The organism is Solirhodobacter sp., from assembly GCF_964715405.1.
Genome location: NZ_CBAICG010000035.1, coordinates 14,843 through 35,549, shown reverse-complemented (window position 1 = coordinate 35,549; position 20,707 = coordinate 14,843). Strand labels below are relative to the sequence as shown.

Here is a 20,707-nt window from a genome sequence, read left to right as displayed (position 1 = left end):
GCCGTCCATCATTTCGCCCCCCCGGCCGCGTCGATCTTGTCCTTGAAGGCGATGACCCACAGCAGGACCAGCGCGCCAAGTGGGATGATCGCCACCAGCGCCACCCAGTTCGGCAGGCCGAACCGAGGCATCAGGCGCCAGAACGGCACCACGAGCAGGGCCACCATCACGATGAGCCCGAAAAGCCCGAAGCCGGGCATGCCGTAATGCCACATCATCTCGGGGCCCCCGCCTTCTGATCACCGGGAAGGATGTAGTCCGCGCCTTCCCACGGGCTCATGAAATCGAACTGCCGGTATTCCTGCACCAGCTTCACCGGTTCGTAGACCACGCGCTTCTGCGCCTCGTCATAGCGGACCTCGACATAGCCGGTGGTGGGGAAATCCTTGCGCAGCGGATGGCCGCGAAAGCCGTAGTCGGTCAGGATACGGCGCAGGTCGGGGTGGCCGGAAAAGAGGATGCCGAACATGTCGAACACCTCGCGCTCGAACCAGTTGGCCGAGGGGTGCACCGGGATCGCCGAGGGCACCATGTCGTCGTCGCCGACTGCGACCTTCAGCCGGATACGGTGGTTCTGGTACATCGACAGCAGGTGATAAACCACCTCGAACCGCTTCACCTGCTCGGGGCGATCGACGGCGGTGATGTCCACCAGCGTCGAGAACCGGCAGGCGCGGTCGGTCTTGAGGTAATCCAGCAGGTCGGGAATGGTGTCGAGGTTGCAGCTCAGCGTCAGCTCGCCAAGGGCGACCTGAACCGCGCTGACCATCTGCGGGCGCGCCGCCAGAATCTGGGCGCCAAGCTCTTGCAGGGCTTCGGACATGCGCGCCTCCTTTAGCGGGTCAGGGTGCCGGTGCGGCGGATTTTCCGCTGCAATTGCAGGATGCCGTAAAGCAGCGCCTCGGCCGTGGGCGGGCAGCCGGGCACATAGATGTCGACCGGCACGATCCGGTCGCAGCCGCGCACCACCGAGTAGCTGTAGTGATAATAGCCGCCGCCATTGGCGCAGGAGCCCATCGAGATCACGTAGCGCGGTTCCGGCATCTGGTCGTAGACCTTGCGCAGCGCCGGGGCCATCTTGTTGGTCAGCGTGCCCGCGACGATCATCACGTCGGACTGGCGCGGGCTGGCGCGCGGGGCAAAGCCGAAGCGTTCCGCGTCATAGCGCGGCATCGCGACGTGCATCATCTCGACCGCGCAGCAGGCCAGGCCGAAGGTCATCCAGTGCAGCGACCCGGTGCGGGCCCAGTTGATGATGTCCTCGGTCGAGGTCAACAGAAAGCCCTTGTCCTGCAACTCGGCATTCAGTGCCTGGGCCGCAACGTCAAGGTCGGCACCGGCCGTGTTGGCGGTTGTGCTCACTCCCATTCCAGCGCTCCCTTCTTCCATTCGTAGACAAAGCCGATGGTCAGGATCCCGAGGAACACCATCATCGACCAGAACGCCACCATGCTCAGCGCGCCGAAGGCCACCGCCCAGGGAAACAGGAAGGCCACCTCAAGGTCGAAGATGATGAACAGGATCGACACCAGGTAGAAGCGCACATCGAACTTCATCCGGGCGTCGTCGAAGGCGTTGAAGCCGCATTCGTAGGCGGACACTTTCTCGGGGTCTGGGTTGCGCACGGCGATCACCACGGCGGCGAGGATCAGCACAAGGCCAAGCGCGGTCGCCATCGCCAGGAAGATCAGAATGGGAAGGTACTCTCGCAGCATGTGGTCCACGGTCGGCTCCTTCGGCTCCGCGTCTGGCGCGCGGCGATGTTGGCTGGCAACCGTTTACTCCGCCCCCCCGGCGCGGTCAACCGAAGGCGGGCGCAAAAGCCCCCTTGCGACACTGGGGATCCTCGCTTTGCATACGTATGTGTGCCGTTCCGCTAGCGGAAACGCCGCGCCGCGGCGAAGGGCGCAGGGGCGCGCGCGACTCAGCCGCCCCAGACCGGCTTGCGGCGCGCGAAGAAGGCGGCGATGCCTTCGGCCGCCTCGGGGCTGTCCCAGCGCGCCACCAGCGCGTCGATGGTGGCGGCGATCACCGCGTCGTCGATCACCGGCCCAAGACGGCGCAGCACCCGCTTGGCCTCGGCCACCGCGCCCGGCGCGCAGGCGAGGTAGGGCGCCACCTCCGCCTCCACCGCCGCGTCGAGCGCCTCGGGCGGAACGGCACGGGCCAGCAGGCCCAGCGTCACCGCCTCCTCGGCGTCAAACACCCGGGCCGACATGAAAACCCGCCGCGCCATCGCCTCGCCCATGCGCGCCACGACGTAGGGCCCGATGGTCGCCGGGATCAGCCCCAACCGGGTTTCCGTCAGCCCGAAGCGCGCGCCCGTCACCCCCACCGCCACGTCGCAGACGGCCATCAGACCGATGCCGCCGCCGAAAGCCTGGCCCTGCACCCGCCCGATCAGCGGCTTGGGCAGCGTGTTCAGCGCGCCCAGCATGCCCGCCAGCCGGTGCGCCTCGCGCGCCCGCTCGGCGCCCGAGGCATCGCGCTGCGCCTGCATCCAGCCCAGATCGCCACCGGCGCAGAAGCTCGCCCCCGCCCCGGTCAGCACCACCACCCGCACCGCCGGATCATCGCCCAGCCGCGCCGCCGCCGCGGCAAGGTCATCCATCATCGCCGCCGACAGCGCGTTGTGCTTGTCGGCGCGCGCCAGTGTCAGCACCGCCACCCCGCGCCCGTCCAGCGCGATCCTGATCGTCTCGTCCATCCGCACCCCCTCACCCCGATTTTTCGTCGAAAAATCGTTCCCTAGCCGCGCAGCCCGCGCGCCTGTTCCGCCGCCCGCGCCAGCACGTCGCCGTCGAGTCCGGTCGCAAACCCCAGCGCCGCCAGCCGCGCCGCCACCGCCTCGGTCGCCACATTGCCCGGCGCACCCGGCGCGTAGGGGCAGCCGCCAAGGCCCCCGACCGCCGCATCGAAGACCCGCAGGCCCAGCGCCAGCGAGGCCTCGATATTGGCCAGCGCCCGCCCCCCGGTATCGTGGTAATGCCCGGCCAGCCGGTCGGCAGGCACCTCGTCCAGCGCCGCCCGCAGCATCGCCGCGATGGTCTGCGGCGTGCCCGCGCCGATGGTGTCGCCCAGGCTGACCTCGTAACAGCCCAGATCGCGCAGGCTGGCCACCACCCGCGCCACCGAGCCGGGCGGCACCGGCCCGTCGAACGGGCAATCGGTGACGCAAGAGACATAGCCGCGCAGCGGCACCCCGTCGGCCTTCGCCGCCTCGGCCACCGGGGCAAAGCGCGCCAGGCTTTCGGCGATCGTGCAGTTCAGGTTGGCGCGCGAGAACCCTTCCGAGGCCGAGGCGAAGATCGCCACCTCGTCCGCCCGCGCCGCCACCGCCGCCGCATAGCCCTGCATGTTGGGCACCAGCGCCGCATAGCGCAGCCCCGGCCTGCGGGTGATCCCGGCTAGCACCTGCGCACTGTCGGCCATCTGCGGCACCCATTTCGGACTGACGAAGCTCGCCACCTCGATACGCCGGAACCCAGCCTGCGACAGGGTGTCGATCAGCGCGATCTTCGCGGCGGTGGGGATCAGCCGCGCCTCGTTCTGCAAGCCGTCGCGCGGCCCGACCTCGAAGATTTCGACCGTCTCAGGCATCGGGCGCCTCGTAGAACGCCTGGGTGTAAATCTCCGCCGCCCCGTCGCGCGCCAGCGCCCGCTGGAACCCCGGCCGCGCCGCGAGGCGGTCGAGCCACCCGGCCAGCGCGGGCATCGCGTCCAGCCGCACGAACCGCGCGCCGACCAGTGCCGAATAGCCCATCGTCACATCCACCGCCGAAAACCCCGAGGGCAGCAGCCAGTCGCGCCCCTGCACGGCCCGGTCGGCCACCGCCAGCACCCGCTCCAGCCGCTTCGCCTCCAGCCGCATCACCGTGGCGCTGCGCATCCAGGCCTCGCGCAGCACGATGTGCTGTTGCGTCAGCACCGCCAGATGCTGCCCGGCGGTTTCCGAGAAATGCAGCCATTCCAGCCACTCGGCCCGCTCCGGGTCACCGGGCGCACGGCCCAGCAGGCCGCGCGTCTCGCACAGCCATTCGGTGATCGCACCCGACTCGAACAGCACCCGCCCGTCGACCTCCAGCGCCGGAACCCGGCCCGCAGGCGACAGCGCAAGGTAATCGGGCGACCGCAACGACCTGTCAAAGAAGGAATGCGCCACCACCTCGAAGGTCAGCCCGATCTCCTCCAGCAGCCACAGGATGCGAAAGCTGCGCGCCTGCGCCACATGGTGCAGCCGGATCATGGCGCCGCCTCCAGCCGCACCAGCGCGGCGCCCGCCTCGACCTGCGCGCCGGGCGCCGTCAGCACCTCGGCCACCACGCCGTCCCGCGCGGCGACCAGCGTGTGTTCCATCTTCATCGCCTCCAGCACCGCCAGCCGGTCGCCCCGCGCCACCGCCTGCCCGGCCGCGACGAAGACCGCCTTCACCAGCCCCGGCATCGGCGACAGCGTGACATCGGCCCCGGCGCCCGCCGCCGCATCCCGCGCCAGCGGGTCGACGATGTCGAACGCATGCGCGGCGCCCTCGAACACCACCACCCGCCCCGGCAGCATCACCACCCGCGCGGGGCCCTTGGCGCCGTCGATCCACCACCCGCCGGTGCGCCGCTCGGCCAGCACCAGCGCACCATCGACCTCGATCCGCACGGCGTCCGGCCCTTCGCAGACCAGCATCGCCGACACCGCCTCGCCATCGTGACTGAGCTCGATCAAGCGTCGCAGCGGCGCCCAGAGCGTGAAACCGGTATCGGTGGCAGCCCCCGCCCAGAGCCCCGCCGCCGCCAGCGCGGCCACCGCCCGCACCCGCAGGCGCGGCGGTTCGGTCGCCGTCAGCGCCGCCAGATCGCGCTCGATCAGCCCGGTATCCACCTCGCCGCGCGCAAAGCCTTCATGCCGGGCCAGCGCGCCGAGAAAGGCGAGGTTGGTGACGGTTCCGGCCACCTCGGTTTCGGCCAGCGCGCGGGCGAGTTGCAACAAGGCCACCGCCCGCGTCGGGCCGTGCACGATCACCTTGGCGATCATCGGGTCATACCAGGGGCTGATCGCATCGCCGGTCCGCACCCCGGTTTCCACCCGCGCGCCCGCGCCAAAGCGCAGATGCGCCAGCCGCCCGGTGGCGGGCAGGAAGCCCGCGGGCACATCCTCGGCATAAAGCCGCGCCTCGAACGCATGGCCGGTGATGGTCAGGTCTTGCTGTCGACAGGGCAAGGGTTCACCCGCGGCAACGCGCAACTGCCATTCGACCAGATCGACCCCGGTGATCGCCTCGGTGACGGGGTGTTCCACCTGCAACCGGGTGTTCATCTCCATGAACCAGAACCGGTCGGGGCGCAGCCCGTCGGAGCCGTCGACGATGAACTCGATGGTGCCCGCGCCGCTGTAGCCGATGGCGCGCGCGGCTTTCACCGCCGCATCGCCCATCGCGGCGCGCATCTCGGGCGTCATGCCGGGAGCCGGGGCCTCCTCGATCACCTTCTGGTGGCGGCGTTGCAGGCTGCAATCGCGTTCGAACAGATGGACGGCATCGGTGCCGTCACCGAACACCTGCACCTCGATGTGGCGCGGCGATTGCACGAACTTCTCGATCAGCACCGCGTCGTTGCCAAAGGCGTTGCGCGCCTCGCCGCGCGCGCTGTCCAGCGCCGCGGCGAAATCCGCGGGCCGGGTGACCTTGCGCATCCCCTTGCCGCCGCCGCCCGCCACCGCCTTGATCAGCACCGGATAGCCCACGGCATCCGCCGCGCCCGCCAGATGCTCGGCGTCCTGATTGTCGCCGTGGTAGCCCGGCACCACCGGCACCCCCGCCGCCGCCATCCGCCGCTTGGCGGCATCCTTCAGCCCCATCGCCCGGATCGCCGAGGCCGAAGGGCCGATGAAGACCAGCCCCGCCGCCGTGACCGCCTCGACGAACTCCGGGTTTTCCGACAGGAAGCCGTAGCCCGGATGAATCGCCCCGGCCCCCGAGGCGAGTGCCGCGGCGATGATTGCGCCCGCGTCGAGATAACTGTCCTTCGGCGCCGGGCCGCCGATCCACACCGCCTCATCCGCCAGCGCCACATGGCGGGCGTCGTGGTCGGCGTCGGAATAGACCGCCACCGTCGCCACGCCAAGGCGGCGGCAGGTGTCGATGACCCGGCAGGCGATTTCGCCACGGTTGGCGATCAGGATTTTCGCGAACATCGGTCGCTCCTTCACGGCCCGGCTGAACCGGGGCTCTGCCCCGGACCCCGGGATACTTGGACCAAGATGAAAGCTGATTTCAGCTTGGCCGAAATATCCCCGCCGGAGGCGAGAAAGTTTCTACATGCGGAACACGCCGAAGCGTGTCGGTTCTACGGGGGCGTTCAGCGCGGCGGACAGGCTGAGCGCCAGCACGGCGCGGGTCTTGCGGGGGTCGATGATGCCATCGTCCCAGAGCCGGGCCGAGGCGTAGAGCGGGTCGGACTGGCGGTCGAACATCTCGATGGTGGGGCGTTTGAAGTCGGCCTCGTCCTCGGTCGACCATTGGCCGCCCGCGCGCTCGATGCCTTCGCGCTTCACCGTGGCCAGCACGCCCGCCGCCTGTTCACCGCCCATCACCGAGATGCGGGAGTTGGGCCAGGTCCAGAGGAACCGGGGCGAATAGGCGCGCCCGGCCATGCCGTAGTTGCCCGCGCCGAAGCTGCCGCCGACCAGCACGGTGAGCTTGGGCACGTTGGTGGCGGCGACGGCGGTCACCATCTTGGCGCCGTGGCGGGCGATGCCTTCGTTTTCGTATTTGCGCCCCACCATGAAGCCGGTGATATTCTGCAGGAAGATCAGCGGGATGCCGCGTTGCGAGCACAGTTCGATGAAATGCGCGGCCTTCACGGCCGCCTCGGAGAACAGCACGCCGTTGTTGGCGATCAGGCCGACCGGGCAGCCTTCGAGATGGGCGAAGCCGGTGACCAGCGTTTCGCCGAAGCGGGCCTTGAACTCGTCAAGCCGCGAGCCGTCGACGATGCGGGCGATCACCTCGCGGATATCGTAGGGGGTGCGCAGGTCGGGCGGAACCACGCCGAGGATCTCCTCGGGGTCGTAGGCGGGCGGCTCTGGCGGCTGCCACTGGACGGCGGCGGGCTTGGCGCGGTTCAGGTTCGCCACGGCGCGGCGGGCCAGCGCCAGCGCGTGGGCGTCATCCTCGGCGAGGTAATCGGCCACGCCAGAGAGCCGGGTGTGCACGTCGCCGCCGCCAAGGTCTTCGGCGGTGACGATCTCGCCGGTGGCGGCGCGTACCAGCGGCGGACCGGCGAGGAAGATGGTGCCCTGGTCGCGCACGATGATGGTGACGTCCGACATCGCGGGCACATAGGCGCCCCCGGCGGTGCAGGAGCCCATGACGACCGCGATCTGCGGGATGCCCGCCGCGCTCATCCGGGCCTGGTTGTAGAAGATGCGGCCGAAGTGGTCGCGGTCGGGGAAGACCTCGTCCTGATTGGGAAGGTTGGCACCGCCGGAGTCCACCAGATAGACGCAGGGCAGCGCGCATTCGGCGGCGATCTCCTGCGCGCGCAGGTGTTTCTTCACCGTCATCGGGTAATAGGTGCCACCCTTCACGGTGGCGTCGTTGCAGACCACCATGACCTCCTGCCCGTGCACGCGCCCGATCCCGGCGATCAGCCCGGCGCCGGGCGCCGCGCCGTCGTAAAGCCCGTGCGCCGCCGTGGCGCCGATCTCGAGGAAGGGAGAGCCCGCATCCAGCAGCCCCGCCACCCGCTCGCGCGGTAGCAGCTTGCCGCGCGCCGTGTGGCGGGCGAGCGCCTTCGGCCCGCCGCCTTCGGCGGCAAGGGCTGCGGCTTCGGTCGCGCGGGCGAGCAGGGCGAGATGGGCCGCGCGGTTGGCGCGGAAGGTTTCGGAGGTTGGGAGGGCCTGCGACAAAAGCCGCATCACACCGCCCCCATCAGTTCCCGCCCGATCAGCATCCGCCTTATCTCGCTGGTCCCCGCCCCGATCTCCATCAGCTTGGCGTCGCGGAATAGCCGCGAGACCGTCGAGTCATTGAGGAACCCCGCCCCGCCCAAAGCCTGCACCGCCTGATGCGCCTGCACCATCGCCTGTTCGGAACAGTAAAGCACGCAGGCCGCTGCGTCGGCGCGCGTCACCGTGCCCCGGTCGCAGGCCCGCGCCACCTCGTAGAGATAGGCGCGCGCGGTGTTCATCGCGGTATACATGTCGGCGATCTTGCCCTGCATCAACTGGAAGCTGCCGATCGGCTGGCCGAACTGCTTGCGGTCCCGGACATAGGGCATCACCTCGTCGAGGCAGGCCGCCATGATGCCGGTGCCGATGCCCGACAGCACCACGCGCTCATAATCGAGGCCCGACATCAGGACGCGGACACCCTTGCCTTCCAGCCCCAGCACATTCTCGAACGGCACTTCGCAGTTGTCGAAGATCAGCTCGCCGGTATCGGAGCCGCGCATCCCCAGCTTGTCGAAATGCGGGCTGGTGGAAAATCCCGTCATGGATTTCTCGATCAGAAACGCGGTGATCCCTTTCGAGCCCGCCGCCGGGTCGGTCTTGGCATAAACCACCAGAACGTCGGCCTGCGGCCCGTTGGTGATCCAGTATTTGCTGCCGTTCAGGGCGTAATAGCCGTTCCGCTTCTCGGCGCGCAGCTTCATCCCCACCACGTCCGACCCCGCCGAGGTCTCGCTCATCGCCAGCGCGCCGACATGCTCGCCCGAGACGAGCCGGGGCAGGTATTTGCGCTTCTGCTCCGCCGTGCCGTTCAGGTTGATCTGGTTCACGCAGAGGTTGGAATGCGCCCCGTAGGACAGCGAGACCGAGGCCGAGGCCCGCGCCACCTCCTCCACCGCCACCGCATGGGCAAGGTATCCCAGACCGGCGCCGCCGAACTCCTCGGGCACCGTGACGCCCAAGAGGCCCAGATCGCCCATCTCGCGCCAGAGCGCGGGCGGAAAGACGTTCTCGCGGTCGATCTGCGCGGCCATCGGTTTCACCCGCACCTGCGCCCAAGCATGCACCGTCTCGCGCAGCGCGGCGATGTCCTCGCCCAGATCGAACGTCATCGACGCGGTGAACATGCCCTCTCCCCCAGATTATTTGAACACGTGTTCAATTATGCCGGGCTGTGCGAGTCGCGTCAAGCCGCCCCATTCTCCTGGCGCAAATACTCCCGCCGGAGGCGTCGATCTTTCGCCGAAAGATCGTTTCTCAGGCGCCCTTCTGGAACACCGCGCCGACCTCGGCCCGGATGATTCGCGCCACCAGCGCGCAATCCTCAAGGCTGAAGGTGAGCGGCAGCCGCATGTCCAGCAGCCCCGCCAGCACCCGGTCGGTCTGCGGCAGGCTCTGCGCGGGGGCGTATTTCCAACTGTCATAGCGCGAGGTGAAGGCCACCGGTTCCGCCGCGCCGAACCATTTCATCTCCACCCCGCGTGCGGCACAGCGGGCCACCACCTCCTGCACCGCCGCCGCCTTCCAGTCGGCCAGCCGGAACTGGAACGACGAGCCGACGAAGGTTTCCTCCGCTGGCCGGGCAATCAGGGTCAGGCCGGGAACCTCGCGCAGGCCCGCCTCGACCACCCGATACCGCTCGGTCCAGGCCGCGCATTGCGCCGCCAGTCGCCGCAACTGCGGCCGCAGGATCGCCGCGCGCAGGTTGTCCATCCGGCCCGAGATGTTGGGCGTGTCCCACTTCACCGCCTCGAACGCCTCGGGCGGTGGCGCGGCGCGGTGGCGCGCGTAGAGCATATACGACCCCGACAGGATGATCGCCCGCGCCATCACCTCGGGGTCGTCCGACACCAGAAACCCGCCCTCGCCGGAATTGAGGTGCTTGTAGGTCTGCGTCGAATAGCAGCCGACCAACCCCTGCCGCCCCGAGGGCACGCCGCGCCAGGCGGCGCCCATCGTGTGGGCGCAATCCTCGATCACCGTCACGCCCGCCGCGTTGCAGATCGCCATCAGCCGGTCCATGTCGCACAGATGGCCGCGCATGTGGCTGAGCATCAGAACCTTCGCGCCCGAGGCCGCGGCCTGTTCCGCCAGATCGTCAAGGTCGATGGTCAGATCGTCCGTCACCTCGACGAACAAGGGCACCGCCCCGAGGCTGGCGATCGCCCCCGGCACCGGCGCCAGCGTGAAGGCGTTGGTCAGCACCCGGTCGCCCGGCTTCACTCCCACCGCCCGGAGCGCACAGGCCAGCGCATAGCCGCCCGAGGCCACCGCGAGGCAGTATTTCGCCCCCATCGCGGCGGCGAATTCCTCCTCCAGCAGCGCCGCCTCGGCGACCTCGCCCGGCACCGTGTTGTAGCGGTGCAGCCGCCCGTGGCGCAGCACGGCCACGGCGGCCTCGATCCCCTCCTCGGGGATCGGCTCCTGCTGGGTGAAGCTGCCGGTGAAAACCTCGGGCAGGGTGTCGGTCATCGGAGCCTCCTCAGGCGGGCAGCAGCGCCTCTGCAATGTCGAAGAGCGCCGCGTAGTCGTCAAGCAGCGCCTCGGGGGCGAGCCGGGCGACGCCCTGCCCCTCGGGCCCGAAAGTGACCAGCACCGAGGCCGCCCCGGCCCGCCGCGCCGTCTCGCGGTCGGTGTCGGTGTCGCCCAGCAGGATCGCGCGCTCCAGCCGCCCGCCCGCCCGGCGCACGGTTTCCGCCAGCGGCGCCGGGTGCGGCTTGCGCACCGCCAGCGTATCGGCGCCGATCAGCGCGTCGAAGGCGTCGCGGATGCCCAGCCGGTGCAGCAGCGTCTCGGCCAGCCCTTCCGGCTTGTTGGTGCAGATGCCGGTGCGCCAACCCGCCGCCCGCAGCCGCGCCACCGCCGCCATCGCGCCGGGGTAAAGCCGGGTCTCGCGGTCGATCACCTCGGCGTAGGCGGCCAGCAGCACCGGGTATTGCGCATCCACCATCGCCTCGGTCCAGCCGCCGCCGAGCCGCGCAAACCCCAGCCGCAGCATCGCCCGGCCGCCATGAAAGGCGGTCAGCGCGTCGGCCTGCGGCACCAGCAGGTCGCCATGCCCGAGGCCGCGAAAACAGGCATTCGCCGCCGCGATCAGATCGGCCGAGGTATCGGCCAGGGTGCCGTCGAGATCGAAAACCATCGTGCGCATCGGAGTCTCCCGGCGGCACCTTGCGGGACCGTGCGGCAGCATGCAACACGCTGTAGGGAGTTTTGATCCGCCCCGCCCTTGCGATGGGGGCCGCTTCTTGTAAAACCATCCTGCATAGACCCAAAATGAGCAGACCCATGCCGATTTCCCTCATCATCCTGGCCGCCGGACAGGGCACGCGGATGAACTCCGATCTGCCGAAGGTGCTGCACAAGGTCGCGGGCGCGCCGCTTCTGGTGCATGCGATGGCCGCCGGGGCGGCGCTGTCGCCCGAGCGGGTGGTGGTGGTCGCCGGGCACGAGGCCGATCAGGTGCGCAAGGCGGCGCTGGCGCATGACGAGACGGTGCAGGTCGTGGTGCAAGAGAAACAACTGGGCACCGCCCATGCCGTGGCGCAGGCCGCGCCCGCGCTGGCCGGGGCGACCGGCGAGGCCATCGTGCTTTACGGCGATACGCCCTTCATCCGGCCCGAAACGCTGGAGGCGATGATCGCGGCGCGCGCGCGCCATTCGGTGGTCGTGCTCGGCTTTACCGCGCGCGATCCTGGCCGCTACGGGCGGCTGCTGACGCAGGGCGAGGTGCTGGACCGGATCGTCGAGTTCAAGGACGCTTCGCCTGAGGAACGCGCCATAACCCTTTGCAACAGCGGCGTGATCTGTGCCGATGTCGGGGTGCTGCTGGGGCTGGTGGCCGAGGTCGGCAACGCCAATGCCGCGGGCGAATACTATCTGACCGACATCGTCGAACTGGCCCGCGCGCGGGGTCTGTCGGCCGGCGTCGTGCTGTGCCCCGAGGCCGAGACGATGGGCATCAACACCCGCGCCCAGTTGGCCGAGGCCGAAGCCGCCTTCCAGGCGCGCGCCCGCGCCGAGGCGCTGGACAACGGCGTCACGCTGACCGCGCCCGAAACGGTGTTCTTCGCCTGGGACAGCGTGGTCGGCCGCGACGCCATCATCGGCCCGCACGTCGTCTTCGGCCCCGGCGTCACGATCGAATCCGGCGCCGAAATTCGCGCCTCTTGCCATCTGGAGGACTGCCACGTCAGCCGCGGCGCCACCGTCGGCCCCTTCGCGCGCCTGCGCGGCGGGGCGGAACTGGCGGAAGACGTGCACGTCGGCAACTTTGTCGAGATCAAGAACGCGATCCTCGATGAAGGCGTCAAGGTCGGCCACCTGAGCTACCTCGGCGACGCGCATGTCGGCGAGCATACCAACATCGGCGCGGGCACGATCACCTGCAATTACGACGGCGTGTTCAAGCACCACACCGAAATCGGCGCCCGCGCCTTCATCGGGTCCGACACGATGCTGGTCGCCCCGGTGCGGGTCGGCAATGGCGCGATGACCGCCAGCGGGTCGGTCATCACCCGCGACGTGCCGGATGAGGCGCTGGCGGTGGCGCGCTCGCCTCAGGTTCTGAAGCTTGGTTTTGCAAAGGCATTCTTCGACAGATTGAAAGCCGCGAAGGCGGCGAAAAGGAGTGGCGACTGATGTGCGGAATTGTTGGCGTTCTGGGAAATCACGAGGCGGCCCCGATTCTGGTCGAGGCGCTGAAGCGGCTCGAATACCGCGGCTATGACAGTGCGGGCATCGCCACCGTGAACGCCGGGCGGCTCGACCGTCGCCGAGCGGTGGGCAAGCTGGTCAACCTCGCCGACCTGCTGGTGCACGAGCCTCTGGCGGGCCGCGCTGGGATTGGCCACACCCGCTGGGCCACCCACGGCGCGGCGACGGTGAGGAATGCCCACCCCCACAGGGCGGGCCCGGTGGCTGTGGTGCACAACGGCATCATCGAGAATTTCCGCGAGTTGCGCACCGAACTGGCCGCCAAGGGCGCCGCCTTCGAATCCGAGACCGACACCGAAACCGTCGCCCTGCTGGCCGCGCAATTCATGGCCGAGGGGCTGAGTGCCCGCGAGGCCGCCGCGAAAACGCTGGGGCGGCTGGAGGGTGCCTTCGCGCTGCTGTTCCTCTTCGATGGCGAGGACGACCTGATGATCGCGGCCCGCAAGGGCTCGCCGCTGGCGATCGGGCATGGTGACGGCGAGATGTTCGTGGGCTCCGATGCCATCGCGCTGTCGCCGATGACCGACCGCATCACCTATCTGGAGGAGGGCGATTACGCCTTCGTCACCCGTGCCGGGGCCGAGATCTTCGACGTGGCCGGTCGCCGCGCAAACCGGGCCACCATGTTGATTCAACTCGATTCCACCCGGATCGAGAAGGGCGGCTACAAGCACTTCATGGCCAAGGAGATCGCCGAGCAGCCGGTGGTGATCGCCGACGCGCTGAAGCATTACCTGACCGCCGAGGGCGACCGGCTGGACCTGCCCGCGGCGGTTGATTTCCGCGGCGTGGACCGCATCACGATGGTCGCCTGCGGCACCGCCTCCTATGCCTGTCAGGTGGCGAAATACTGGTTCGAGCAGATCGCGGGCCTGCCCGTCGATGTCGATATCGCGTCAGAATTCCGCTACCGCGAGCCGCCGCTGTCGCCCGCCTCCTGGGCGCTGTTCGTCAGCCAGTCGGGCGAAACCGCCGACACGCTGGCCGCGCTGCGCTACACGCGCGACAAGGTGGCCAAGGTGGTGTCGGTGGTGAACGTGCCGACCTCGTCGATCGCGCGCGAAAGCGATCTGGCGCTGCCCATTCTGGCCGGGGTCGAGGTCGGCGTGGCCTCGACCAAGGCGTTCACCTGCCAGTTGACGGTGCTGGCGCTGCTGGCGCTGAAAGCCGCGCAGGATCGCGGGCGACTGTCGCCCGCGGGGTTGGCGGAGCATCTGGCGGCGCTGCGCAGCCTGCCCGGACTGATGAACCACGCGCAGGGCCTGAGCGCCGAGATCGCCGCCCTGGCGGGCAAGCTGGCCGAAGCGCAGGACATCCTGTTCCTGGGCCGTGGCGCGATGTATCCGCTGGCCCTGGAGGGCGCACTGAAACTGAAGGAAATCAGCTACATCCACGCCGAAGGTTACGCATCAGGCGAACTGAAGCATGGCCCGATCGCGCTGATCGACCGGCAGGTGCCGGTGATCGTGCTGGCACCGCGCGACCACCTGTTCGACAAGACCGTGTCGAACATGCAGGAGGTGATGGCGCGGCAGGGCAAGGTGCTGCTGATCTCGGATGCGGCCGGGGTGGCGGCGGCGGGTGACGGGGTCTGGAAGGCGCTGACGATGCCGCAGGTCGCGCCGATGTTCGCGCCCATCCTCTATGCGATCCCGGCGCAACTGCTGGCCTACCATACCGCCATCGCCAAGGGCACCGATGTGGACCAGCCGCGCAACCTCGCCAAGTCGGTGACGGTGGAGTAGATGGGCAAACGTTTCGATGCGCTGCAAGACGACCAGATCCGCTTCATCGGCGAACAGCATGTGTTCTTCACCGGCTCCGCCGCCCCCGACGGCCGTGTGAACATCTCGCCAAAAGGGATTGATTCCCTTCGGGTTTTGTCGCCCACGCGCATCCTCTGGCTGAACCTGACCGGCTCGGGCAACGAGACCGCCGCCCACCTGCGTGAAAGCCCGCGCATGACGCTGATGTGGTGCTCGTTCAGCCAGCGCCCGGTGATCCTGCGCGCCTTCGGCACCGCCACCGTGACCCACCACGGCGCGGCCGGGTGGGACGCGCTGGCCGCGCATTTCCCCATCCTGCCCGGCGCGCGGCAGGTCTATGACCTGAGCATCGACCTCGTGCAGACCTCCTGCGGCTACGCGGTGCCCCTGATGGACTTCCGCGAAGATCGCCCGGTGCTGGCCGACTGGGCGACCAAGCAGGGCGATGCGGGGTTGGCCGACTACTGGGCCACCACCAACGCCACCTCGCTCGACGGCAAGCCCACCGGCATCGAGGCTGCCCTGACGTGACGCCCGAAGATGCCCTTGCCGAATTGCGCGCCGCGGGCGACCCCCTGCGCGCCGAGGGTGCCGCCGCCTATCACAAGGCGCCGCGCCTTTATCTGGGTGTCTCGGTTCCGGAAATCACCGGGATGGCAAAGGTCTGGCGTGAGAAGCTCACGCTGGACGACCGCCTCGCCCTGGCCGCCGCGCTGTGGGACAGCGACATCCACGAGGCGAAGGTGGCCGCCGCCAAGCTGCTGACGCAGGCGCGCATCCGGCCGGATGAAGGCGTGTGGCGGCTGATCGCCTCTTGGGTGCCCGGTTTCGATGGCTGGGCGATCGCCGACCATGCCTGCGACGCGGGCGGCCGCCGCCTGGTGGCCGACCCCACACGGCTTCACGAGGTGGAAACCTGGACCACCCATCCCAACATGTGGACCCGCCGCGCCGCGCTGGTGATCACCCTGCCCTGGACCAAGCTTTCCTTCCCCAAGCCGCAGGATGACGCGATCCGCGACCGTGTGCTGGGCTGGGCCGCCAGCTACACCGCCGACCGCGACTGGTTCATCCAGAAAGCCGTCGCCTGGTGGCTGCGCGATCTGTCGAAACACGCCCCCGACCGCACCCGCGCCTTCCTGGAGCAGCACGGCACCGCGATGAAGCCCTTCGCCCGCAAGGAAGCCGCGAAATACCTGTAAGCCGCATACGACTTTAGACGCCTTGTGGCGGCGCGTCCCGAGGACTACCTTCCCGCCATGACCGCGCCCCTGATCGACCCCTTCGCCCGCGCCATCACCTACCTGCGCGTCTCGGTGACGGACCGCTGCGATTTCCGCTGCGTCTACTGCATGACCGAGCACATGCAGTTCCTGCCCAAGGCCGAACTGCTGACGCTGGAGGAGCTGGACCGGCTCTGTTCCGCCTTTGTTGACCTCGGCGTGGAAAAGCTGCGCATCACCGGCGGCGAGCCGCTGGTGCGGCGCGGCATCATGACCTTCTTCCGCGCCATGTCGCGCCACCTCGCCTCGGGCGCGCTGAAGGAACTGACGCTGACGACCAACGGCTCGCAACTGGGCAAGTATGCGCAGGAACTGGCGGATTGCGGCGTTCGCCGCGTCAACGTCTCGGTCGATACGCTCGATGCGGAGAAGTTCGCGAAAATCACCCGCTGGGGCCGCCTGGGCCAGGTGCTGGACGGCATCGCCGCCGCCAAGGCCGCCGGGCTGAAGGTGAAGATCAACGCCGTCGCGCTGAAAGGCGTGAACGAGGATGAACTCTTTACCCTCACCGAATGGTGCGCCGCCGAGGGCCACGATCTGACCTTCATCGAGGTGATGCCGATGGGCGACATGGGCGAGGAGGACCGGCTGGACCAGTACTGGCCGCTGTCCGACCTGCAGGCCCGCCTGGCCAGCCGCTACACCCTGATCGACCTGCCCGACCGCACCGGCGGCCCCGCCCGCTATCTGCGGCTGGCCGAAACCGGCCAGCGCATCGGGCTGATCACGCCGCTGACCCACAACTTCTGCGAAAGCTGCAACCGGGTGCGGCTGACCTGCACCGGCGAGCTTTACATGTGCCTGGGTCAGGAGGACATGGCCGACCTGCGCGCCCCCCTGCGCGCCAGCCCCGGCAATGCCGCGCTGCAAGCCGCCATCCGCGCCGCGATCGCGCACAAGCCCAAGGGCCACGACTTCGACTATTCGCGCCAGACCGTGGCCGGCCGGATGACCCGCCACATGAGCCATACCGGGGGGTAAGGACGCGTAACCAGCCGCCCCTATAGCCCTTGCGGCATTGGGCGGTGCGGCATAGGGTTGGAGTTCAGACTCGAGGACACCACAAGATGTTGCTGTCGCGCTTGCCAGCATTCATTGCCGAAAACTATGAATGCCAGGAGTGGAAGCATGCCAGCGCGATCCTGTCGCAGGACTTTCCATCCGAATGGCAGGACATTCTGGATCTGCTGTCGGCATTCCGCCTGCGGAAGTCCTGGATCGAATCCGGCGGCGGCAACAAGTCAAGACTGGCGGCTTACATCGACGGCTTCCTGTCGAAGCGGGGTTGGGTCGAGAAGCAGTTCCAGACGGCTTTCGAGGTTGATGGAAACGGCCTGAACGCGCCAACGCACAGGGTCGATTGCTTCAAGAACCAGATCGCACTGGAGATAGAGTGGAACAACAAGGATCCCTTCTTCGACCGCGACCTCAACAACTTCCGTCTGCTGTTCGACCTTCGCGCTGTGAGTGTCGGGGTCGTCGTCACGCGGGCGGACGAGTTGCAGGACATCTTTAATGCTCTTGGCCGAGGCTCGTCCTATGGCAACTCGACCACGCACATGTCGAAGCTTCTGCCCCGGATCGAAGGGGGCAGCGGCGCGGGCTGCCCTCTGCTCGTCTTCGGGATCCGCAAATCCCTTTACCTGGAGGATGATCAATGACCACCGCGGTCGATGATCTGCTCGTGAAAGCAGGCGCCACGCGGTTTCGCACCATCCTTGCGGATCCGCCGTGGCAATTCCAGAATCGCACGGGAAAGATGGCACCGGAGCATCGGCGGCTCTCGCGCTACTCCACGATGACCTTGCGCGAGATCTGTGACCTGCCGGTCGAGGCAATCGTGGCCGACACGGCGCACCTCTATCTCTGGGTGCCGAACGCGCTCTTGCCGGACGGGCTCAAAGTCATGGAAAATTGGGGATTCTCCTACAAGAGCAATATCATCTGGTACAAGGTGCGCAAGGACGGCGGGCCAGACCGGCGTGGCGTCGGCTTCTATTTCCGCAACGTGACGGAGATTCTCCTGTTTGGCGTGCGCGGCAAGAACGCGCGCACCGAGAAGCTCGGGCGCACACAAGAGAACATCATCTCGTCGCAGAAGCGCGAACACAGCCGCAAACCGGACGAGCAATATCCGCTGATCGAGGGTTGCAGCCCCGGTCCACGGCTGGAGATGTTCGCCCGTGGCCCGCGACTGGGCTGGACGGTCTGGGGTAATCAAGCGGAGGATTACGAGCCGACCTGGGCCACCTATTCGAACCACTCGCAGGCCGACGTGATCGCACTGCGCAAGCGGGCGCCCTGAGGCGCCCGCCCCTTACCCTTACGCCACCGGCATCCGCTCTTCCACCATCCCGGCATACCAGCTTGACCCGAACGGAATCGCATCGTCGTCGAAGTTGTAGGCCGGGTGGTGCACCATCGCGGTGTCGCCGTTGCCCAGGAAGATATAGGCCCCCGGCCGCGCGTTCAGCATGAAGCTGAAATCCTCGGCCCCCATCAGCGGCGGCGTGTCGGTATCGACCCGGCCCGAGACCTTGTGCGCCACCTCGGCCGCATAGTCGGTGTTGTCGGGCGCGTTCATCGTCACCGGATAGCCGCGCTGGTAGTCGCAGTTCGCCGTGGCGCCGAAGGTGGCCGCCGTGCCCGCCACGATCGCCGTGACACGGGCTTCGACGAAGTCCTGCACGGCCGGGTCCATCGTGCGCACCGTGCCGCGCAGCAGCACCGTCTGCGGGATCACGTTGAACGCCTCGCTCTCGGTGCGGAAGGTGCAGACCGAGACCACCACCTGCTTCAGCGGGTCGACATTCCGGCTGGCGATGGATTGCAGCGCGATCACCAGATGCGCCGCCACCAGCGTCGAGTCGATGCAGTCGTGCGGTTTCGCGGCATGGCCGCCCTTGCCCGTCACCACCACCTCGAACTGGTCCGCCGCCGCCATCATCGCGCCGGGCCGGATCGCGAACTGGCCGACCGGGATGCCGGGCATGTTGTGCATCCCGTAAACCTCCTGGATGCCGAACCGTTCCATCATGCCGTCGGCCACCATCTCGCGCCCGCCACCGCCGCCCTCTTCGGCGGGCTGGAAGATCACCACGGCCGCGCCGTCGAAGTTCCGCGTTTCCGCCAGATACTTCGCCGCGCCCAGCAGCATCGCGGTGTGTCCGTCATGGCCACAGGCATGCATCTTGCCCGCCACCTTCGAGGCATAGGGCAGCCCGGTCGCCTCGCGGATCGGCAGCGCGTCCATGTCGGCCCTCAGCCCGATCACTCGGCCGCCGGTATCGCTCTTGCCCCGGATCACGCCGACCACCCCGGTGCGCCCGATCCCCTCCACCACCTCGTCGCAGCCGAACTCGCGCAGGCGCGCCGCCACCAGCGCGGCGGTGCGGTGGGTGTCGAACAGCAGTTCCGGATTCTCGTGGATGTCGCGCCGCCAGGCGGTGATCTCGGGCAGCAGTTCGGCAAAGCGGTTCTTCACAGGCATGATGCTCTCCCCTCGGCCGGGCCGCGCCCGGCGCAATGATGCCGCAGCGTCGCGCGTTTCCGGCGCCCACGCAACCCGCCCTCATTTTCGGTCCGCAAATATCCTCGGGGGTGAATTGGCCGCAGGCCAAGAGGGGGCGGAAAGCCCCCTCGCTGCTACAGCGACGGCCCGCCCGCGATCCGGCTGCCGTCCGAAAACCGACCGAAGCGGAACCTGGTCAGGTCATGCCCGACGGGGTGCCCGGTCACCAGGTCCGCCACCACCCGCCCCATCGCCGGGCCGATGCCGAAGCCGTGCCCGCTCATCCCCGTCGCCACCACCAGCCCCGGAACGCTCGGCACATGGTCCACCACCGGCACCACGTCGGGCATGGTGTCGATCATCCCGGCCCAGGCCGTCGCGATCGTCGGGCGGCCCAGCGCCGGGAAGGCCCGCGCGAACAGGTCCTGCACCCGCCCCAGCGCGGCCATGTTCGGGCGCGGGTTCAGCACCCGCACCGCCTCGAACGGCGAGGCCGCGTCGAGCGACCAGCGTCGCGGGGTGCCCCAGGCGTCGGGGTAGCCTTTCGGCGCGGCGGGCAGGTAGCGTGCACCGAAGGGGTTCTTCATCACCTCGGGCAGGAAGGCGCGGAAGGCGCGGAAGGCGTCGGGGCCGATGAAGAACTCGTGGAAATCCCCCGGCGCGATCGAATAGCCGCCGTCGAGACGGCGGCGGAAGGCGAAGTGGCTGTCGACCGCCGCGCCGGGGAAGATCTCGGGCATCGGCACGGTCTGCGCCACCGTCGAGATCACCGACAACTGCGGGATGACCACGCCCAGCGAGCGCAGGAACAGCGCCGACCAGGCCCCGCCCGCCAGCACCACCGAGTCGCAGGCGACCCGGCCCTTTTCCGTCACCACGCCCGCCACGCGCCCCGCCGCCCGGTCGAGCCCGCGCACCGCGCAATCTTCCGCGATCACCACGCCCATCCGCTCCGCCGCCGCCGCCAGCGCGGGGACCGCCACCCAGGGCTCCGCCCGCCCGTCGCTCGCCGTCCAGAGCCCGCCTTTCAGGCCGTTCGGCCAGGCCTGCACCGACCCCGGCAGCAGCGCGCGCACCTCGGCCACGCTCAGCAGCCGGGTATCGAGCTGATGGCGCTGCGCCAGATCGAAGAACGCCTCGTGCTCGGCCTGATCCTTGTCGGTATTGGCGAGGTAGAGCACGCCGGTGCGCCGGAAGCCGAGGTCCGCGCCCGCCTCCGCCGCCAGCCCGTCCCACATCCGCGAGGCTTCCATCATGATCGGCAGTTCGGCGGCGTCGCGGCCCTGCTGGCGCACCCAGCCCCAGTTTCGGCTGGATTGTTCGCCCGCCACCCGGCCCTTTTCGCACAGCACCACCGACAGCCCGCGCTGGCGCAGGTGCCAGGCCGTCATCACGCCGATGACGCCGCCGCCGATCACCACCACATCGGCCCGCGCGGGCAGCGGCGCGGTGAAGCCCACTGGCGAGGTCGCTGAAATCGGAAATGCCAT

21 protein-coding genes are annotated in these 20,707 nt (G+C 68.7%); 7 read left to right on the top strand and 14 right to left on the bottom strand.

Features of this window, described 5'->3' with window-relative positions:
* Positions 1-8: 8 nt before the first annotated feature.
* The 12 genes from AC11WY_RS14550 to AC11WY_RS14495 form a co-directional block, all read right to left on the bottom strand.
* Positions 9-218, bottom strand: a complete 210-nt coding sequence (locus AC11WY_RS14550; protein ID WP_482926739.1) for a hypothetical protein — start codon at positions 216-218, stop codon at positions 9-11.
* Entirely contained in the window at positions 215-823 is a 609-nt protein-coding gene (locus AC11WY_RS14545; RefSeq protein ID WP_482926737.1) for an NADH-quinone oxidoreductase subunit C, read from the bottom strand. Before AC11WY_RS14545 ends, AC11WY_RS14550 begins: the two co-directional genes overlap by 4 nt.
* Before the next feature lie 11 nt (positions 824-834).
* Positions 835-1,368, bottom strand: coding sequence for a NuoB/complex I 20 kDa subunit family protein (locus tag AC11WY_RS14540; RefSeq protein WP_482926735.1), 534 nt, complete (start codon positions 1,366-1,368; stop codon positions 835-837).
* The gene (locus tag AC11WY_RS14535) at positions 1,359-1,724 is read right to left on the bottom strand and encodes an NADH-quinone oxidoreductase subunit A (RefSeq protein ID WP_482926733.1); all 366 of its coding nucleotides are present in this window, start codon (positions 1,722-1,724) and stop codon (positions 1,359-1,361) included. Before AC11WY_RS14535 ends, AC11WY_RS14540 begins: the two co-directional genes overlap by 10 nt.
* Positions 1,725-1,924: 200 nt before the next feature.
* Positions 1,925-2,707: a crotonase/enoyl-CoA hydratase family protein gene (locus AC11WY_RS14530; RefSeq protein WP_482926731.1), complete on the bottom strand. Its 783-nt coding sequence runs from the start codon at positions 2,705-2,707 to the stop codon at positions 1,925-1,927.
* 41 nt (positions 2,708-2,748) lie between these two features.
* Complete coding sequence (locus AC11WY_RS14525; protein WP_482926729.1) at positions 2,749-3,600, bottom strand: hydroxymethylglutaryl-CoA lyase; 852 nt, start codon at positions 3,598-3,600, stop codon at positions 2,749-2,751.
* Positions 3,593-4,246 carry a glutathione S-transferase family protein gene (locus AC11WY_RS14520; RefSeq protein WP_482926727.1) on the bottom strand — a complete coding sequence of 218 codons (654 nt, stop codon included), beginning with the start codon at positions 4,244-4,246 and terminating at the stop codon, positions 3,593-3,595. Before AC11WY_RS14520 ends, AC11WY_RS14525 begins: the two co-directional genes overlap by 8 nt.
* Positions 4,243-6,183: an acetyl/propionyl/methylcrotonyl-CoA carboxylase subunit alpha gene (locus AC11WY_RS14515; protein ID WP_482926725.1), complete on the bottom strand. Its 1,941-nt coding sequence runs from the start codon at positions 6,181-6,183 to the stop codon at positions 4,243-4,245. The genes AC11WY_RS14520 and AC11WY_RS14515 overlap by 4 nt, the downstream gene beginning before the upstream one ends.
* A 120-nt stretch (positions 6,184-6,303) precedes the next feature.
* On the bottom strand, positions 6,304-7,908 hold the full coding sequence (locus tag AC11WY_RS14510; RefSeq protein ID WP_482926723.1) for a carboxyl transferase domain-containing protein: 1,605 nt from the start codon (positions 7,906-7,908) through the stop codon (positions 6,304-6,306).
* Positions 7,908-9,068, bottom strand: coding sequence for an isovaleryl-CoA dehydrogenase (locus AC11WY_RS14505; protein ID WP_482926721.1), 1,161 nt, complete (start codon positions 9,066-9,068; stop codon positions 7,908-7,910). The genes AC11WY_RS14510 and AC11WY_RS14505 overlap by 1 nt, the downstream gene beginning before the upstream one ends.
* 130 nt (positions 9,069-9,198) lie before the next feature.
* Positions 9,199-10,413, bottom strand: coding sequence for a DegT/DnrJ/EryC1/StrS family aminotransferase (locus tag AC11WY_RS14500; protein ID WP_482926719.1), 1,215 nt, complete (start codon positions 10,411-10,413; stop codon positions 9,199-9,201).
* A 10-nt stretch (positions 10,414-10,423) separates the two neighbouring features.
* The gene (locus AC11WY_RS14495) at positions 10,424-11,092 is read right to left on the bottom strand and encodes an HAD-IA family hydrolase (RefSeq protein ID WP_482926717.1); all 669 of its coding nucleotides are present in this window, start codon (positions 11,090-11,092) and stop codon (positions 10,424-10,426) included.
* A 137-nt stretch (positions 11,093-11,229) separates the two neighbouring features.
* Here AC11WY_RS14495 and glmU point away from each other — a divergent pair, with 137 nt between their 5' ends.
* From glmU to AC11WY_RS14460, 7 genes are all read left to right on the top strand, one after another.
* On the top strand, positions 11,230-12,582 hold the full coding sequence (gene glmU, locus AC11WY_RS14490; RefSeq protein ID WP_482926715.1) for a bifunctional UDP-N-acetylglucosamine diphosphorylase/glucosamine-1-phosphate N-acetyltransferase GlmU: 1,353 nt from the start codon (positions 11,230-11,232) through the stop codon (positions 12,580-12,582).
* Positions 12,582-14,402, top strand: a complete 1,821-nt coding sequence (glmS, locus tag AC11WY_RS14485) for a glutamine--fructose-6-phosphate transaminase (isomerizing) (RefSeq protein ID WP_482926713.1) — start codon at positions 12,582-12,584, stop codon at positions 14,400-14,402. Before glmU ends, glmS begins: the two co-directional genes overlap by 1 nt.
* Positions 14,403-14,954 (top strand): pyridoxamine 5'-phosphate oxidase family protein, encoded by a 552-nt coding sequence (locus AC11WY_RS14480; RefSeq protein ID WP_482926711.1) that lies wholly within the window; start codon positions 14,403-14,405, stop codon positions 14,952-14,954.
* Positions 14,951-15,625, top strand: a complete 675-nt coding sequence (locus tag AC11WY_RS14475; protein WP_482926709.1) for a DNA alkylation repair protein — start codon at positions 14,951-14,953, stop codon at positions 15,623-15,625. Before AC11WY_RS14480 ends, AC11WY_RS14475 begins: the two co-directional genes overlap by 4 nt.
* A gap of 57 nt (positions 15,626-15,682) precedes the next feature.
* Positions 15,683-16,687 carry a GTP 3',8-cyclase MoaA gene (gene moaA / locus AC11WY_RS14470; RefSeq protein ID WP_482926707.1) on the top strand — a complete coding sequence of 335 codons (1,005 nt, stop codon included), beginning with the start codon at positions 15,683-15,685 and terminating at the stop codon, positions 16,685-16,687.
* A gap of 86 nt (positions 16,688-16,773) precedes the next feature.
* The gene (locus AC11WY_RS14465) at positions 16,774-17,367 is read left to right on the top strand and encodes a BglII/BstYI family type II restriction endonuclease (RefSeq protein ID WP_482926705.1); all 594 of its coding nucleotides are present in this window, start codon (positions 16,774-16,776) and stop codon (positions 17,365-17,367) included.
* Entirely contained in the window at positions 17,364-18,011 is a 648-nt protein-coding gene (locus tag AC11WY_RS14460) for an MT-A70 family methyltransferase (RefSeq protein ID WP_482926703.1), read from the top strand. Before AC11WY_RS14465 ends, AC11WY_RS14460 begins: the two co-directional genes overlap by 4 nt.
* A gap of 18 nt (positions 18,012-18,029) precedes the next feature.
* On the opposite strand, the gene AC11WY_RS14455 is transcribed toward AC11WY_RS14460, so the two are convergent.
* Together AC11WY_RS14455 and AC11WY_RS14450 are read right to left on the bottom strand one after the other, a co-directional pair.
* Complete coding sequence (locus AC11WY_RS14455) at positions 18,030-19,196, bottom strand: M20 aminoacylase family protein (RefSeq protein ID WP_482926701.1); 1,167 nt, start codon at positions 19,194-19,196, stop codon at positions 18,030-18,032.
* Between the two features lie 155 nt (positions 19,197-19,351).
* Complete coding sequence (locus tag AC11WY_RS14450) at positions 19,352-20,707, bottom strand: NAD(P)/FAD-dependent oxidoreductase (RefSeq protein WP_482926699.1); 1,356 nt, start codon at positions 20,705-20,707, stop codon at positions 19,352-19,354.